Source organism: Streptomyces pacificus (assembly GCF_011766325.1).
GTDB classification, from domain to species: domain Bacteria; phylum Actinomycetota; class Actinomycetes; order Streptomycetales; family Streptomycetaceae; genus Streptomyces; species Streptomyces pacificus.
Genome location: NZ_BLLG01000017.1, coordinates 1 through 16065 on the forward strand (window position 1 = coordinate 1; position 16065 = coordinate 16065).

10 protein-coding genes and 2 pseudogenes are annotated in these 16065 nt (G+C 72.4%); 9 read left to right on the top strand and 3 right to left on the bottom strand.

From position 1 onward, the window contains the following. Window positions 1-205: 205 nt before the first annotated feature. Window positions 206-508: pseudogene (locus SCWH03_RS22345) on the bottom strand (hypothetical protein); the annotation flags it as partial. A gap of 427 nt (window positions 509-935) precedes the next feature. Between SCWH03_RS22345 and SCWH03_RS22350 the strand changes: the two are divergent. The 4 genes and pseudogenes from SCWH03_RS22350 to SCWH03_RS22365 form a co-directional block, all read left to right on the top strand. Then, window positions 936-1574: pseudogene (locus SCWH03_RS22350) on the top strand (aminotransferase class III-fold pyridoxal phosphate-dependent enzyme); the annotation flags it as partial. Between the two features lie 28 nt (window positions 1575-1602). After that, on the top strand, window positions 1603-3591 hold the full coding sequence (locus SCWH03_RS22355; RefSeq protein ID WP_173266091.1) for an IucA/IucC family protein: 1989 nt from the start codon (window positions 1603-1605) through the stop codon (window positions 3589-3591). Window positions 3592-3791: 200 nt separating this feature from the next. After that, window positions 3792-4589 carry a GNAT family N-acetyltransferase gene (locus SCWH03_RS22360; RefSeq protein ID WP_173266092.1) on the top strand — a complete coding sequence of 266 codons (798 nt, stop codon included), beginning with the start codon at window positions 3792-3794 and terminating at the stop codon, window positions 4587-4589. 405 nt (window positions 4590-4994) lie between these two features. Next, window positions 4995-6992, top strand: a complete 1998-nt coding sequence (locus tag SCWH03_RS22365; protein WP_173266093.1) for an ATP-dependent DNA helicase — start codon at window positions 4995-4997, stop codon at window positions 6990-6992. A gap of 179 nt (window positions 6993-7171) precedes the next feature. On the opposite strand, the gene lexA is transcribed toward SCWH03_RS22365, so the two are convergent. Then, entirely contained in the window at window positions 7172-7981 is an 810-nt protein-coding gene (gene lexA / locus SCWH03_RS22370; RefSeq protein WP_173266094.1) for a transcriptional repressor LexA, read from the bottom strand. Between the two features lie 575 nt (window positions 7982-8556). Between lexA and nrdR the strand changes: the two genes are divergently transcribed. Together nrdR and SCWH03_RS22380 are read left to right on the top strand one after the other, a co-directional pair. Then, window positions 8557-9069, top strand: a complete 513-nt coding sequence (gene nrdR, locus SCWH03_RS22375; RefSeq protein ID WP_173266095.1) for a transcriptional regulator NrdR — start codon at window positions 8557-8559, stop codon at window positions 9067-9069. A 161-nt stretch (window positions 9070-9230) separates the two neighbouring features. Beyond that, complete coding sequence (locus SCWH03_RS22380; protein ID WP_173266096.1) at window positions 9231-12122, top strand: vitamin B12-dependent ribonucleotide reductase; 2892 nt, start codon at window positions 9231-9233, stop codon at window positions 12120-12122. Between the two features lie 229 nt (window positions 12123-12351). On the opposite strand, the gene SCWH03_RS22385 is transcribed toward SCWH03_RS22380, so the two are convergent. Next, window positions 12352-12882, bottom strand: coding sequence for a TerD family protein (locus tag SCWH03_RS22385; RefSeq protein ID WP_173266097.1), 531 nt, complete (start codon window positions 12880-12882; stop codon window positions 12352-12354). Window positions 12883-13103: 221 nt separating this feature from the next. Between SCWH03_RS22385 and SCWH03_RS22390 the strand changes: the two genes are divergently transcribed. The 3 genes from SCWH03_RS22390 to SCWH03_RS22400 all read left to right on the top strand — a co-directional run bounded on the left by SCWH03_RS22390 (window position 13104) and on the right by SCWH03_RS22400 (window position 15607). Then, window positions 13104-13709, top strand: coding sequence for a YdbC family protein (locus SCWH03_RS22390; RefSeq protein WP_173266098.1), 606 nt, complete (start codon window positions 13104-13106; stop codon window positions 13707-13709). 317 nt (window positions 13710-14026) lie between these two features. Then, entirely contained in the window at window positions 14027-14686 is a 660-nt protein-coding gene (locus tag SCWH03_RS22395) for a histidine phosphatase family protein (protein ID WP_173266099.1), read from the top strand. Window positions 14687-14698: 12 nt separating this feature from the next. After that, window positions 14699-15607: an ADP-ribosylglycohydrolase family protein gene (locus tag SCWH03_RS22400; RefSeq protein WP_173266100.1), complete on the top strand. Its 909-nt coding sequence runs from the start codon at window positions 14699-14701 to the stop codon at window positions 15605-15607. The last annotated feature ends 458 nt before the right edge of the window (window positions 15608-16065 follow it).

The following is a 16065-nucleotide window of genomic DNA, read 5'->3' on the forward strand; positions in this document are numbered from 1 at the left end:
CGTCCCCGCGGCGCGCTGAGCCCTTCCCGGTCCGCTCTCTCCGTACGACCGTGCCATCCCGGCCCGGGAACGCGCCTCGACGCGGGGCGCCCCCACCGCGGGTGGGGCCCCGGCACAGGGCGCGGCCACCGGCCCGCGAACCTGCGGCTGACGGCGTCGTACACGGCATTCGCCGTCACAGCGAAGGCGCGCGGCGCGCCCCGCCCTCGCGGAGCCAGGTGTCCCTTTCCCTGTCCCAGTCCTTCCCTTTCCCGTCGCGCCACTTGTCCGGATCGATCCCATGCTCCCTGAGGCGGTCCTTGAGGTCGTACGGGATGATGATCTTGCCGTCGGCCGTGCCGCAGGCCGCCGCCGGGGCGCTCGGCCCGCCCGCTGCGCCGTTCTCACCGGACCCGCAGGCTGTCGCCCTCGGCGCGAGCGCGGCGGCCAGGGCGGCCGCCCGGAGCACCGGTCTGCGGGCGGCGGCCGCCGCCCGCCGTGCCGCGAAGACCGGGCGATGGGGCCGCATGTGGTGATCCCCCTGGGACTTCATCAGGTGCGTGCCTACGGAACGGGACGGACCGCGCACGGCCCGGCGGCGCCGCGCCCACCATGCCGGTGCCGGTGGGGACGGCGACCGGCAGGGCCGCGGTTCCCGGGCCGGGGATCTTCCGGCACGGCCGTGATCCGCCGCTTCCGGAGTCGTTGGTACGGAGGGGGACGCGGTTCCGGCGCCCACCGCCGCCAGGTGCCGGCCGACCGCAGGACGAGGCGCGACACCACCGTGACAGTCGGAGGACGAACAACCGTGGCCGTGACCGAGCCCGCTCACCGGGCACAGCCCCTCGCGCACGAAGGCGTCCTGCGCCGCCAGGCGCTCCGCGAGTCGGCGGCGCGGACCTGCGCCCGCTCGCTGCCCATCGTCCCGGTACGGGCCAGGGGGCTGACGATCGAGGGGGCGGACGGGCGGCGGCGCGGTCGAGCACATCGGGGTCGACCCCGATGTGATGGTGCTGTCCAAGGCCATCGGCGGCTCCCTCCCACTCGCCGTGATCGTCTACCGAACCGACCTGGACGTCTGGCGGCCCGGTGCGCACGCCGGCGCGTTCCGGGGCAACCAGCTCGCCATGGCCGCGGGCGCGGCCACCCTGGCCTTCGTCCGGGAGAACCTGCTCGCAGAGCGGGCCGCCGCCCTCGGCGCGCGCATGCTGGGGCGGCTGCAGGGCCTCGCCGCGACCCACCGGTGCGTCGGCGACGTACCCGGCCGGGGTCTGATGATCGGCGTCGAGCTGGTCCGACCCGACACCGATGCCCCGCCGGCCGCTGCCCCGCAGCCCGGCGTCGCAAGGGCCGGTGTCCCGGGGGGTGGCGTCCCGCCGGCCGCCCCGGTCCTGGCCGCCGCCGTGCAGCGGGAGTGCCTGCGCCGCGGGCTCATCGTCGAAGTCGGCGGACGCCACCGCGGGGTGGTCCGTCTGCTGCCTCCCCTCACGCTCACCGACGAGCAGGCCGAGGCCGTCCTCGACCGCTTCGCCGACTCCCTGGAAGCGGCCGTGCGCGCACCGCACCACCGCGACGACACCGGACCGTCTCTGTGATCCCGGACGACACCACAAGGAATCCCCCGTGAACCGCACCCCCGCCGCCGGCACCCCAGAACCCGACCACCGCCGCACCGCGGGCCACCGCCCCGGGTGGACTACCTCGGCCGCCCCCGCCGCCGAGGCGGGGACCGTACCGAGGCAGTCGCCCGGGGCACCCGGCGACGAAGGCGGCGGGTCCGCGGCCGGGACCGCCGCGGGGGCTGCCGCCGGGTCCGCGGCGGCCCCTCCGGGCGCGGTGGCCGAACCGCTGGACCACCGCGACCCCCTGGTGGCCGCGGACGCCGCCGCCGTGGAGAACCTGCTGCGCTGCTGGGTCCGTGAGAACGACCTCCCCGAGCCCGGCGGGGACGGTCTGCGCATCGCGCTCCACGCCAGCGGTACCGCTCTGCTGGTGCCGGTCCTCCACTGGTCCCCCACCGGCTGGCACCGCTTCGGCCCGCCCGTACTGGAAGGCGCGCCGGCGGACGCACCCCCCGCCGACGCCCTCACCGTCGCGGCCCTCCTCACCCGGGAACCGGCCGGCGACGGTGCAGGTCCCCGGACCGGCGGCCTCCGGGGAGGCGGTGGGGGACGCCGTCCGGGAGCGGTCGACCTCGCCGGACGCGTAGCGGACTCCGTCCTCCGTACGGCCGTGTTCATCGACGTCCGGCGGCGGTGTCCCGCCCCCGCGCACGGCGCCGACCTGTTCCTGACCGCCGAGCAGTCGCTGGTCCTGGGCCATCCGCTGCATCCCACTCCCAAGAGCCGCGAAGGGCTCTCCGAGGCGGAGGCCCGGCTCTACTCGCCGGAGCTGGGCGCCTCCTTCCCCCTCCACTGGCTCGCCGTCGACCGGTCCGTGCTGGCCTGCGACTCGGCCTGGACGGAGGAAGGCCGCACGGTGCCCGCCGAGCGGATCACCTCCCGGCTGGCGGGCGGCCTCCGCCTCCCTCCCGGCACCGCGGCCCTGCCACTGCACCCCTGGCAGGCACGCAGGATGGTCCACCGGCCGGAAGCCGCCGCGCTGTTCGACGCGGGCCTCCTGACCGACCTGGGGCCCGCAGGCCAGCCCTGGCATCCCACCTCCTCGGTGCGCACCGTGTACCGGTCCGGCGCGCCGGCCATGCTCAAGCTCTCCCTCGGTGTACGCATCACCAACTCCCGCCGTGAGAACCTCCGCAAGGAACTCCACCGGGGTGTGGAGGTGCACCGGCTGCTCCGCGGCGGCCTGGGCGCGCAGTGGCGGACCGCGCACCCACGCTTCGACATCGTCCGCGACCCGGCATGGCTCGCGGTGGACACACCGGACGGAGCGCCGCTGACCGGACTCGACGTCATGATCCGGCACAACCCGTTCGGCCCCGGGGACGACGCCGTCTGCCTCGCGGGCCTCACAGCTCCCCGGCCCTGGCCGGGCCGTACGGCGCTCCGCTCCCGGCTCGCCGAGGTCATCGGCGGGCTCGCCACCCGGACGGGCCGCCCCACCGCCGAAGTCGCCGCCGAGTGGTTCCTGCGCTACCTCGACCAGGTCGTGCGCCCGGTGCTCTGGCTGGACGCCACAGCAGGTGTCGCCCTCGAGGCCCACCAGCAGAACATTCTGGTCATCCTCGATCCCCAGGGCTGGCCTGCCGGCGGCCGCTACCGCGACAACCAGGGGTACTACTTCCGGGAGTCGCGCCGTGCCGAACTCGACCGCCGGCTCCCGGGCATCGGCGCCCTCAGCGACACCTTCGTCGACGATGCCGTCACCGACGAACGCTTCACCTACTACCTCGCCGTCAACAACGTGCTCGGTCTCATCGGCGCCTTCGGGTCCCAGCGGCTCGCCGCAGAAAGCGTCCTCCTCGCCGGCTTCCGCCGCTTCCTCCACGCCGCCCGCCACCTGGGTTCACCGCTGCCGGCGCAGCTCCTGGACAGCCCGTCCCTGCGGTGCAAGGCGAACCTGCTCACCCGGCTCCACGGCCTGGACGAGCTGGCCGGACCCGTGGACACCCAGTCCGTCTACGTCACCATCGGCAACCCGCTGCACCCGTGAGGAGACGCGCCCCGGCGCGTCCGGCGCCGCCCCCGAAGGGCCCCGCCGGCCGAGCCTCCCCCTGCCGGCGCCGACCCGCGGTCCACCCGTCAAAGCCCACCCGTCAAAGCCCACCCGCCACCGGGGAGACCGGTCACCCGGGACCGGCACCCCCGTTCGGCGACCAGCCCGTCCGAACTGCCGAGAGGAGAGCGTCAGCGATGTCGCCCACCGGAGCGAGCGCCGAGACAGGCGGACCAGACACCCCCTGCGACGGCAGCGGCGTGGAGGACACCCTCGAACTGCGGCTGCCCGGCGAACTCGCGGAGCTGCTCGGGCAGGACCGGCAGTCCCGCGCTGCGGCACCGGACGGCCGGGAACCGCGGCGCGCCGTCCCCCGCGGTGCCCGCGACGGGGAGCCCCCACCCGGCCGGCCCCTCCCCGGCGAGGACCTGCTCGACGCCCTCGCCGGGTGGGGTGCCGCAGCCACCCCCTTCGGCGCCTTCCAGCTGGTGCCCGTCCAGATCGATCGGGATCTGCGACTCATCAGCCGCTGGATGAACGACCCCGCCGTCGCGGCCTTCTGGGAACTCGCCGGACCGGAGTCCGTCACGGAACACCATCTCGGCGGCCAGCTCGCCGGCGACGGCCGCAGCGTTCCCTGCCTCGGCGTCCTCGACGGGGTGCCGAAGGGCTATTTCGAGATCTACCGGGCCGACCTCGACCCGGTTGCGCGCCACTACCCGGCCCGGCCCCACGACACCGGCATCCACCTCCTCATCGGAGGCGTCGCCGACCGCGGCCGCGGCCTCGGCACGGCGCTGCTCCGGGCGGCGGCCGACCACGTACTCGACCACCGCCCCCACTGCGCACGGGTCGTCGCCGAACCCGACCTGCGCAACGTCCCCTCCGTCTCGGCCTTCCTCAGCGCCGGCTTCCGCTTCTCCGCGGAAGTCGACCTCCCCGATAAGCGAGCCGCGCTCATGGTCCGCGACCGGGCGCTGAGCAAGGTGCTGTGAACGGCCCGCCGCCTGAGGCGGGCCCCCGAGAGACCGCCCGAGCCGCAGCGGTTCCAGCCGAGGATCCCCTGTGCCGAAGTCCCCGCCGTCCGGCCTCGCCGACCTGGACCACGCCTTCCCGGACGGCCACCGGACCGGTCACCCCCCGGCACGTCGTTGTCAAGGGCCGCACCGGCCTTTCGGCACACGACGCCGCAAGGGGCCCTTGAGGCACGCACCCCGGTGCGGCCGCGCCGGATCGCCGCCGGTGACGGCCGTGCCGCCCACCGCGGTGTGCCGGTCCCGACACCCCGAGCGCCTCTCCGCCCAGGAGCTCGGCCCGCAACCACCTGAGCACGGGTTGGCGCCCTGGGCCGGCCGGGAACGGGTCGCGCTGTCGGTGGCGGCCCGTAGGGTGGGCGTCCTATGACGAAGCCATCCCTCCCCGAGCTCCTCCACGCAGCCGTCACCGCCGTCGGCGGGGTCGAGCGGCCCGGCCAGGTCACCATGGCCGAGTCCGTCTCGGAGGCCATCGACGACGGATCACATCTGCTCATCCAGGCCGGCACCGGCACCGGCAAGTCGCTGGGGTACCTGGTGCCCGCCCTGGCCCACGGGGACCGCGTGGTGGTCGCCACGGCGACGCTCGCGCTGCAGCGCCAGCTCGTCGAGCGGGACCTGCCGAGGACGGTGGAGGCCCTCCACCCGCTGCTTCGCCGCAGACCGGAGTTCGCCATGCTCAAGGGCCGGTCGAACTACCTGTGCCTGCACCGGCTCCACGAGGGTGTCCCCCAGGAGGAGGGGGAAGGGCTCTTCGACCCCCACCCGGCCTTCGGCACGGGGGACACGGTCTCGACCGGCCCCACCAGCAAGCTGGGCCAGGACCTGATGCGGCTGCGCGACTGGTCGGACGAGACGGAGACCGGTGACCGGGACGACCTCACCCCCGGCGTGTCCGACCGGGCGTGGTCGCAGGTCTCCGTGTCCTCCCGGGAGTGCCTCGGCGCGAGCAGGTGCGCCTACGGAGCGGAGTGCTTCGCGGAGATGGCGCGGGAGCGTGCGAAGCTCGCCGAGGTGGTCGTGACGAACCACGCCCTGCTCGCCATCGACGCGATCGAGGGCGCTCCGGTGCTTCCGCAGCACGAGGTCCTGATCGTGGACGAGGCCCATGAGCTGGTCTCGCGGGTCACCGGGGTCGCCACGGGCGAACTCACTCCCGGCCAGGTCAACCGCGCGGTGCGGCGCGCGGCCAAGCTGGTCGACGAGAAGGCGGCCGATCAGCTCCAGACGGCCGCCGAGGGCTTCGAGAGGCTGATGGAGCTGGCGCTGCCCGGCCGCCTCGACGAGATTCCCGAGGACCTGGGCTATGCGCTGGCGGCGCTGCGCGACGCCGCCCGCACGGTGATCTCGGCGCTGGGCGCTGCCCGCGATCAGTCCGCACAGGACGAGGACGCCGTTCGCAAGCAGGCGCTCGCGTCGGTCGAGTCCGTGCACGAGGTCGCCGAGCGGATCAGCCAGGGCTCCGAGTACGACGTGGTGTGGTACGAGCGCCACGACCGCTTCGGGGCGTCGCTGCGTGTGGCCCCGCTTTCGGTGTCGGGCCTGCTGCGCGAGAAGCTCTTCGCCGAGCGCTCGGTGGTGCTCACCTCGGCGACGCTCAAACTGGGTGGTGACTTCAACGGGGTGGGGGCGTCCCTCGGGTTGGCGCCCGAGGGCGCCGAGGGCGATGACCTGCCCGTCTGGAAGGGCGTCGATGTGGGCTCGCCGTTCGACTACCCCAGGCAGGGCATTCTCTATGTCGCGAGGCATCTGTCGCGCCCTGTCCGGGACGGTGGGCGTGACGACATGCTCGATGAACTCACCGAACTGATCCAGGCGGCCGGCGGACGCACGCTCGGACTGTTCTCCTCCATGCGGGCGGCCCAGCTCGCGGCCGAGGAACTGCGTTCCCGTATTCCGGAGTTCCCGATCCTGCTGCAAGGCGAGGAAACCCTCGGGGAGCTGATCAGGGGCTTCGCGGCCGACCCCCGGACATGCCTGTTCGGCACGCTCTCCCTCTGGCAGGGTGTCGACGTCCCCGGAGCGAGCTGCCAGCTGGTGGTGATGGACAAGATTCCGTTTCCGCGCCCCGACGATCCTTTGATGAGCGCACGGCAGAAGGCGGTGGAGGAAGCCGGCGGAAACGGCTTCATGGCCGTGGCGGCGACCCATGCGGCGCTGCTGATGGCTCAGGGCGCGGGCCGCCTGGTGCGGGCCACCGCAGACCGCGGTGTGGTCGCCGTGCTCGATCAGAGGCTTGCCACGGCGCGCTACGGGAGCTATCTGAAGGCGTCACTGCCGGACTTCTGGTACACCACGGACCGCAATCAGGTGCGCCGCTCCCTCGCGGCGATCGATGAGGCGGCGAAGGCCGACGGGGCGTAGGCCGAGGTCGGCGGCGCCGGGAGGCTTCTGGCATGGTGCGGCCCAGTAGGGGGCGGGCCTCGGTCATCGGGCAACGTGTATCGGGCACTATGCATCCGCCGTCGCAGAGCCGCGGATACGAGGGGCCCCGGGACCGGCGCAGTGGGTCCCGGGGCCCGGTCAGAGCCGACGAGGTGTGCTCACACTCGCCGAAGCACCGCCACCACCTTGCCGAGAATCGTGGCCTCGTCGCCCGGGATCGGCTGATACGCCGCGTTATGGGGGAGTAGCCATACGTGGCCGTCCTCGCGCCTGAAGCGCTTCACGGTGGCCTCGCCGTCGAGCATGGCCGCGACGATGTCGCCGTTCTCGGCGACCGGCTGACGGCGGACGGTGACCCAGTCGCCGTCGCAGATCGCGGCCTCGATCATCGAGTCACCCACGACCTTCAGAACGAACAGCTCGCCGTCTCCGACGAGCTGGCGGGGGAGAGGGAAGACATCCTCGACCGACTCCTCGGCGAGGATGGGGCCACCGGCGGCGATTCGGCCGACCAACGGCACGTACGAGGCCGCGGGCTTGCCCGTCGTGTCGGCCGGCTGTGTGGCCGGCTGGTCGGAGCCCCGCACCTCGTAGGCCCGGGGCCGGTGCGGGTCACGACGGAGGAAGCCCTTCCGCTCCAGGGCCATCAGCTGATGTGCCACGGACGACGTGCTGGACAGGCCCACCGCCTGACCGATCTCGCGCATCGACGGCGGGTATCCGCGGCGCTGCACCGAGTCGCGGATGACCTCGATGACCCTGCGCTGGCGGTCCGTGAGCCCCGAGCTGTCCGCGCGGATACCCGGAGGCCGACCGGGTAGCGAACGGGCGGGGCGCGCGGGCTCGGCGCCCTCCGGGGTCGTGGCTGCGTCATTCATGGCATGCACCGGCTCGAATCGGTTCTGGGAGCGGTTCTGGGCAGTGATGGCGGCACTGTCAACGGCGGCACTGTCAGCGGTGGTGGTCACGTCGGCCCCTCTCGAGATGGTCTCCCTAGCTGGACAACGGTAGTTGCTTTCGAAAGGTTGCGCCAAACACACGTTCGAGTGAAAAAACGCAGATCACCTTACGCTTGTCTGGGGCTCGGTGTATGGAGGACTGCTTTTGCGCCGGTGGTGCGGGTCTTCGCGGCTGCCGGACCGCGCTGGGCGCGCACTCCGGGGCCGACGGCGTGCCCACCCCTCCCGGCCTGGTCCTGATCTGGTCCTGATCTGGCGGGGTGGTTCCAGTCTGTCATCCGATGCCGCCGGAGAGGTCGACCCGGGCCCGGGTCCGGGCGTGCCGGGCGCCCCGGGTAGCCTCGTCGCCGACCGGTGCCGGCCTGCGGCCCCTGCGCCGGGCGTCCCTGCCGCACGACACGCGTCAGGGGTGATTGGCGGCCAAACCCCAGATCTAGTGGTTGGATTGTCCCAGCCGCCCAGAAGTTGTGGTCCCCGGTCCATTGAGGGTCGAGGCGATCGCCTATGCTGGTGGCTGCTTCACGGGGGCCGGCGCGCCCCCGCGAGGCTGTTCAGCCGCGCGGTCAAAGGAGGGTCGAGGAACCATGCACTGCCCCTTCTGCAGGCACCCCGACAGCCGGGTCGTCGACAGCCGGACCACCGACGACGGCACGTCGATCCGCCGCCGCCGCCAGTGCCCCGACTGCTCCCGTCGTTTCACGACGGTCGAGACGGCGTCGCTGATGGTGGTCAAGCGCAGCGGGGTCACCGAGCCCTTCAGCCGAACCAAGGTCATCTCCGGTGTGCGCAAGGCGTGCCAGGGGCGGCCCGTCACCGAGGACGCACTCGCCCAGCTCGGCCAGCGGGTCGAGGAGGCGGTGCGCGCCACCGGCAGTGCCGAGCTGACCACCCATGACGTGGGTCTGGCCATACTCGGCCCCCTGCAGGAGCTCGACCTCGTTGCGTATCTGCGCTTCGCGTCCGTGTACCGAGCGTTCGATTCGCTCGAGGACTTCGAGGCCGCCATCACGGAGCTCCGTGAGCCGCGGCCGCCCGCCGGGCCGGGCGGGCCCGGTGCGCCGCACGGGGCCCGCGAGCCCGCCAGAGCCGCCGACTGATCACCGGGCCCGCCGCAGCGGGCGGAGATCGGTCGCGGAGCGGCTGAGCAGATGTGTCCCCGGCGTGGCGCGCGGCGCGGTGCCCGGGACGTCAGGAACAGACTGTGCCCCGGGAAGATCTGGGCACTTCAGGGCGTTTTCGCCCGTATATGGGAGGCGGCATGACAGAGACGGCGAGCGGCCCGGCACGAGGTCCCCGAGCCAAGGGGACCAAGGCTGCCGCGGCCCGGCGGGGCCTGCGTATCGAGCGCGTCCACACCAACCCCGGCGTACACCCGTACGACGAGGTGGCCTGGGAGCGCCGTGACGTCGTCATGACCAACTGGCGCGACGGCTCGGTCAACTTCGAACAGCGTGGCGTCGAGTTCCCCGATTTCTGGTCGGTCAACGCGGTCAACATCGTCACCAGCAAATACTTCCGCGGGGCGGTCGGCACCCCGCAGCGTGAGACGAGTCTGAAGCAGCTCGTCGACCGCATCGTGAAGACGTACCGCAAGGCAGGTGAGGACCACGACTACTTCTCCTCGCCCGCCGACGCGGAGATCTTCGAGCACGAGTTGGCGTACGCCCTGCTGCACCAGGTCTTCAGCTTCAACTCGCCGGTGTGGTTCAACGTCGGCACGCCCCAGCCGCAGCAGGTGTCCGCCTGCTTCATCCTGTCCGTCGACGACTCCATGGAGTCGATCCTCGACTGGTACAAGGAAGAGGGCATGATCTTCAAGGGCGGTTCCGGCGCCGGGCTGAACCTCTCCCGCATCCGGTCCTCCAGGGAGCTGCTGTCCTCCGGCGGCAACGCGTCCGGACCCGTCTCCTTCATGCGCGGAGCCGACGCCTCCGCCGGAACGATCAAGTCCGGCGGTGCCACCCGGCGGGCCGCCAAGATGGTCATCCTCGATGTCGACCACCCCGACATCGAGGACTTCATCCAGACCAAGGTCAAGGAGGAGGAGAAGATCCGCGCGCTGCGCGACGCGGGCTTCGACATGGACCTGGGCGGCGACGACATCACGTCCGTCCAGTACCAGAACGCCAACAACTCCGTCCGCGTGAACGACGCGTTCATGAAGGCCGTCGAGTCCGGCGGGAAGTTCGGGCTGCGTGCCCGGATGACCGGTGAGGTCATCGAGGAGGTCGACGCCAAGTCGCTCTTCCGCAAGATGGCCGAGGCCGCGTGGGCCTGCGCCGACCCGGGCATCCAGTACGACGACACCATCAACCGCTGGCACACCTGTCCCGAGTCCGGCCGGATCAACGGCTCGAACCCGTGCAGCGAGTACATGCACCTGGACAACACGTCCTGCAACCTCGCCTCGCTGAACCTGATGAAGTTCCTCAAGGACGACGGCAAGGGCAACCAGTCCTTCGACGCCGAGCGCTTCCAGAAGATCGTCGAACTCGTCATCACGGCGATGGACATCTCCATCTGCTTCGCGGACTTCCCGACCCAGAAGATCGGCGAGAACACCCGTGCCTTCCGCCAGCTCGGCATCGGCTACGCCAACCTGGGCGCTCTGCTGATGGCGACCGGCCACGCGTACGACTCCGACGGCGGCCGCGCCCTGGCCGGTGCCCTCACCTCGCTGATGACCGGCACCTCCTACCGGCGCTCCGCCGAGCTCGCCGCGGTCGTCGGTCCCTACGACGGCTACGCACGCAACGCCGAGCCGCACCAGCGGGTGATGAAGCAGCACGCCGACGCCAACGGTGCCGCCGTCCGCATGGACGACCTGGACACCCCGATCTGGGCCGCGGCCACCGAGGCCTGGCAGGACGTGATCCGTCTCGGCGCGAAGAACGGCTTCCGCAACGCCCAGGCCTCTGTCATCGCCCCTACCGGCACCATCGGCCTCGCCATGTCCTGCGACACCACCGGCCTGGAGCCCGACCTCGCGCTGGTCAAGTTCAAGAAGCTGGTCGGCGGCGGCTCGATGCAGATCGTCAACGGCACCGTGCCGCAGGCGCTGCGCCGCCTCGGCTACCAGGAGGAGCAGATCGAGGCGATCGTCGCCCACATCTCCGAGCACGGCAATGTGATCGGTGCGCCGGGACTGAAGACCGAGCACTACGAGGTCTTCGACTGCGCCATGGGCGAGCGTGCCATCTCCCCGATGGGCCACGTCCGGATGATGGCCGCGATCCAGCCGTGGATCTCCGGCGCCCTGTCCAAGACGGTCAATATGCCGGAGTCGGCGACCGTCGAGGAGGTCGAGGAGATCTATTTCGAGGCCTGGAAGATGGGGGTCAAGGCCCTCGCGATCTACCGCGACAACTGCAAGGTCGGTCAGCCGCTCTCCGCCAAGAAGAAGGAGGACAAGGCCGAGATCGCGGAGCGGGCCGAGGAGGCCGTCCGCAGCGCGGTCGAGAAGGTGGTCGAGTACCGCCCCGTCCGCAAGCGCCTCCCGAAGGGCCGGCCGGGCATCACGACGTCCTTCACGGTCGGTGGCGCCGAGGGCTATATGACGGCCAACTCCTACCCGGACGACGGTCTCGGCGAGGTCTTCCTGAAGATGTCCAAGCAGGGCTCCACCCTCGCGGGCATGATGGACGCCTTCTCGATCGCGGTGTCGGTCGGTCTGCAGTACGGCGTTCCGCTCGAGACCTACGTCTCGAAGTTCACGAACATGCGCTTCGAGCCGGCCGGTATGACGGACGACCCGGACGTGCGGATGGCCCAGTCGATCGTCGACTACATCTTCCGCCGCCTGGCGCTGGACTTCCTGCCGTTCGAGACCCGCTCGGCGCTGGGCATCCACTCGGCCGACGAACGGCAGCGGCATCTGGAGACGGGTTCCTACGAGCCCGCCGAGGACGAGGTGGACGTCGAAGGTCTGGCCCAGTCCGCCCCCCGCCGGCAGGAGACGCCGAGGCCGGTGACCGAGCCGAAGGCCGAGGCGCCCGCCCCGCAGCAGGCGCACACCTCCGCGGAGCTCGTGGAGATGCAGCTCGGCATCAGCGCCGATGCCCCGCTCTGCTTCTCCTGCGGCACGAAGATGCAGCGTGCCGGTTCCTGCTACATCTGCGAGGGCTGCGGCTCGACGAGCGGCTGCAGCTGATACCGGGCGCCGTGTGCCGTAAGCGGCACACGGCGCCGCGGACCGGGCGGTGATCTCCGGGAGGGGCGCCGGCTTCGTGCCGGCGCCCCTCCCCGGCGTTGTGCGGCAGCACGGGGGTGCACCGGCCCTCACGCACGTGGCAGTCGGGCGGACGGCTCGCCGGACCCACCGGCCCCGGGGCGGGTGGGGACACGGGCGCCGGCCGGGACCGGCTGTCCCGACGCTCCGCTCAGGCCGGCGCCGTACCCATCAGCCCGGCGAACTCGGCCGGGGCCGCGGTGAAGCCGCGCAGGACGGGCCGCAGTCGCCACGCGCCCGAGTCGTCCCGGGTGAACTCGGCGATTGTGGCGGCAGAGGCGTCCGGGACGCCCGAGAGATCATCGCTCGCCAGCTCCTGCGGGCCGTCGAGTATCTGGACCCCGGTGTTGGGGATGTCGGAGAAGGTCTTCTCCGCGGTCCGCTGCTGGATGACGACTCCGACCACGACCCTGGCGTAGGACGGGGCCAGCCGCTGGAGTTCGAGGGTCATCACCTCGTCGGCGCCGAAGCCCTGCCCGGTGCGGCTGTCCCTGTCGAGGGTGATCGTGCCGTCGGGCGACCGGCTGTCGAAGTGCACGAGGTAGGCGGGCGTGCCGTGGGGTGCGTCCGCCGTGTAGGTGGCCGCCACGATGTCGAGGTCGTGGGGGGCGGCTCCGATGGGGCTGGGGTCCCATTTGAGTGTCACCTGGACCTTCCGGAGCCCTTTGCTGAGACTGCTCACCCGAATTCCCTTCCTCGTGGACGGCGGAGGCTCCCCGCGGGCAGCCCGGCTGCGGGGCCGTAACTCCCGGTCCCGTGCGCGAACTGTCATCGTGTCATGTGACGGGCGCGGTCCGGCGGTGACCGGGAAGCGGAGACCTGTTCCGGTGGGCGGGTGACCATGGACCCTCCTTCACCCGGGAGAGTGATCGAGATTACGTCCCCTGGTCGTACGATGGTGCGGTGCTGGTCAAGTGGATGCGCTGCAACGTCGTGGACCGGCGGGAGTTCGAGCGCGGGCAGCGGAAGTGGGCGCGGCTGCGGGGGGAGCCGGGCTTCCGGGGGCAGGGCGGCGGCTGGAGCCGAGGGCGGCCGGGTGTCGCCCATGTGTTCGCCTTCTGGGAGACCCGTGCGTTCTACGACTCGTTCATGGCGCGGTCGCACGACCGCCTCGCATCCGCCCAGTCGGGCACCTATCGGAACCTCCGGGCGCAGCTCTTCGCTCACCGGTTCGACGTGAAGACCGGATTCGAGCCTGGATTCACGGACGCGGACGTGGTGCGCGTCGCCCACTGCAGGGTCCACGAGGACAGGGTCGAGCACTTCTCGCTGATGCAGTCGAAGGTGTGGAACCCGGCCATGGCCGGGTCCCCCGGCATGGTGCGGGGGCTGTTCGGCGAAGCGCCGGGCAACGAGTTCCTGGTGCTGTCCATGTGGCAGTCGGCCGCCGAGCGCGGCAAGTACCGGGTGGAGCGGGTGGAGCGGCTGTCCCTCAGGGCGCAGACGGAGGCGGACATCGCGGCGCTGGCGGGTGACGTCGTGCAACTCGACCCCTCCTGGACGGTGTGACCGACCCGGTGCCGCCGGGCTGCCGCAGACCGGGGAGGGATACCCCGTGGCCGCGGGCGGACGCGCGGAACCGCCCGCGGTTCCGGGCCGGGATCGGCGGCTGTGCACACGTCATGCAGCGGCCGCGGCATCCGCGCTGCGGCCTTCCGCCCCGATCCGCCGCCCCGGAGCCGGCTCACGCCTGCGGCGCATCCTCGCCGCGTCCGCCGGCGGCTCGGCCGCGGGCACCGCGCAGGCCCCGTGGCCGGCGGTGCACGGGTGCCGGCCGGGGGCTGCGCCGGACGGGCGCGGCGGGTGGCGGCACTAGGGTTTGTCCTATGGCACGACCACGGCGCATCGTCCTCGTCCGGCACGGCGAGTCGGAGGGCAACGCCGACGACTCGGTCTACGAGCGCAAGCCCGACCACGCGCTGAGCCTCACCGACCGCGGATGGCGCCAGGCCGAGGAGACCGGCAGCCGGCTGGCCACCCTCTTTGGGCATGAGCGCGTCAGTGTCTACGTGTCGCCCTATCGGCGCACCCACCAGACGCTCCACGCGTTCCGGCTCGACTCCCGGCTCGTCAGGATCAGAGAGGAACCGCGACTGCGCGAGCAGGACTGGGGCAACTGGCAGGAGCGGGACGCCGTGCGGCTTCAGAAGGCCTCCCGTGACGCCTACGGCCACTTCTTCTACCGTTTGCCGCAGGGCGAGTCGGGCGCGGACGTCTACGACCGGGTCGGGGCCTTCCTGGAGAGTCTCCACCGGAGCTTCGAGTCCCCCGAGCACCCGCCCAACGTCCTGCTCGTCACCCATGGCCTGACCATGCGCCTGTTCTGCATGCGCTGGTTCCACTGGACGGTGCCCGAGTTCGAGTCGCTGTCCAACCCCGGCAACGGCGAGACGAGGACGCTGCTGCTCGGCGAGGACGGCCGATACGCACTGGACAGGCCCTTCGAGCGCTGGTGCACACCCGAGTGGTACGGAGTCACCGGATAGAGTGGCAGTGCGATGACCGCTGACTCCATTCTCGACCGGCGCCTCGGCCGCGCCCTGGCGAGCCTGCGCGGGCTGTCCGTGGGGGACGCCCTGGGCTCCCAGTTCTTCGTGCCCTCCCACCACGCGCTGCTGAAGCGGCGGGCCCTGCCGTCCGGACCCTGGCAGTGGACCGACGACACCGAGATGGCCTGCTCGGTGGTGGCCGTACTCGCCGACCACAGCCGCATCGACCAGGACGCACTCGCCCGGTCCTTCGCCCACCACCACGACTTCGACCGGGGCTACGGTCCCGCCGTGAACCGGATGCTGAGGCTGATCCGCGAGGGCGGCGACTGGCGCGACCTGGCCGCAGGGCTGTTCAACGGACAGGGCTCGTGGGGCAATGGCGCCGCCATGCGCATCGCCCCGCTCGGCGCCTGGTACGCCGACGACCCCGAGCAGGCCACCCATCAGGCGGAGATCTCCGCGTACACCACGCACCAGCACCGCGAGGCCGTCGCCGGGTGCATGGCGGTCGCCGCGGCCGCTGCGCTCGCGGCCTCCGAGGACGGGGTCCCGGCGCCCGGCGAGTTGTTGGACGGGGTGATCGCGCTGGTGCCGCGCAGTGCCGTGGGGCAGGGTCTCCGCCGCGCGCGGGACATGCTCGACTACGCCGACGCCGGGACGGTCGCGGCGGTGCTCGGCCGGGGGCGCCGCACCAGCGCGCACGACACCGTCCCGTTCGCGCTCTGGTCGGCGGCCCGGGCCCTCGGGGACTTCGAGGAGACCTTCTGGACCACCGCCCAGGTGGGCGGGGACGTCGACACGACCTGCGCCATCGCGGGGGGAGTGGTCGCGGCGGCCGGGGCCGGGGCTCCGCCCGCTCTCTGGCTGGAGCAGACCGAGGCCCTGCCCGGCTGGCTGCGGGCCCGGGCTGCCTGACCCCGGGGGCCGCGGCACCCTTGCGCCGGGGCGTGCCCGGTCCGCCGCACCGGGGTCGTCGGATGCCCGTGCCCGGGGGCGCCCGGCGGTCCGCACGGCCGACCGCCCCCGCTCACGCGTGGGCGCGCGTGGGCATGGAGGCGACTGCGGCGATCTCCGCCGATCCGCCCGCCGACCGCGCCCGTCCGCGGGCGATGCACCCCCGAGTCTTGGACGGGCCCTTCGGGTGGTGCTTCACGAGTGCGATGCGCCGGGGCGGCGCGGGGCCTTCGTGAGCCGGGCGCCGGTGCTCTCGTCGAGCCGTCTGCGGGCCGCTTCCGGAGGGGGTTCGCGGTGGTGCGGCGGATGTCGACGCGGTGTTGCGACTCCGGCGCCGCCGGTCATCGCCGCGCACCCGGCGATGGCGGTGTACCGGCCCGGAGTGTGCGGAAGCGAAGTGCCGGCTACCGGTTCCGCCG

Excerpts from the sequence above, each read along its gene's own strand:
- SCWH03_RS22360 (WP_173266092.1), top strand. The coding sequence starts at position 3,792 with ATGTCGCCCACCGGAGCGAGCGCCGAGACAGGCGGACCAGACACCCCC.
- SCWH03_RS22365 (WP_173266093.1), top strand. The coding sequence starts at position 4,995 with ATGACGAAGCCATCCCTCCCCGAGCTCCTCCACGCAGCCGTCACCGCC.
- nrdR (WP_173266095.1), top strand. The coding sequence starts at position 8,557 with ATGCACTGCCCCTTCTGCAGGCACCCCGACAGCCGGGTCGTCGACAGC.
- SCWH03_RS22380 (WP_173266096.1), top strand. The coding sequence starts at position 9,231 with ATGACAGAGACGGCGAGCGGCCCGGCACGAGGTCCCCGAGCCAAGGGG.
- SCWH03_RS22395 (WP_173266099.1), top strand. The coding sequence starts at position 14,027 with ATGGCACGACCACGGCGCATCGTCCTCGTCCGGCACGGCGAGTCGGAG.
- SCWH03_RS22400 (WP_173266100.1), top strand. The coding sequence starts at position 14,699 with ATGACCGCTGACTCCATTCTCGACCGGCGCCTCGGCCGCGCCCTGGCG.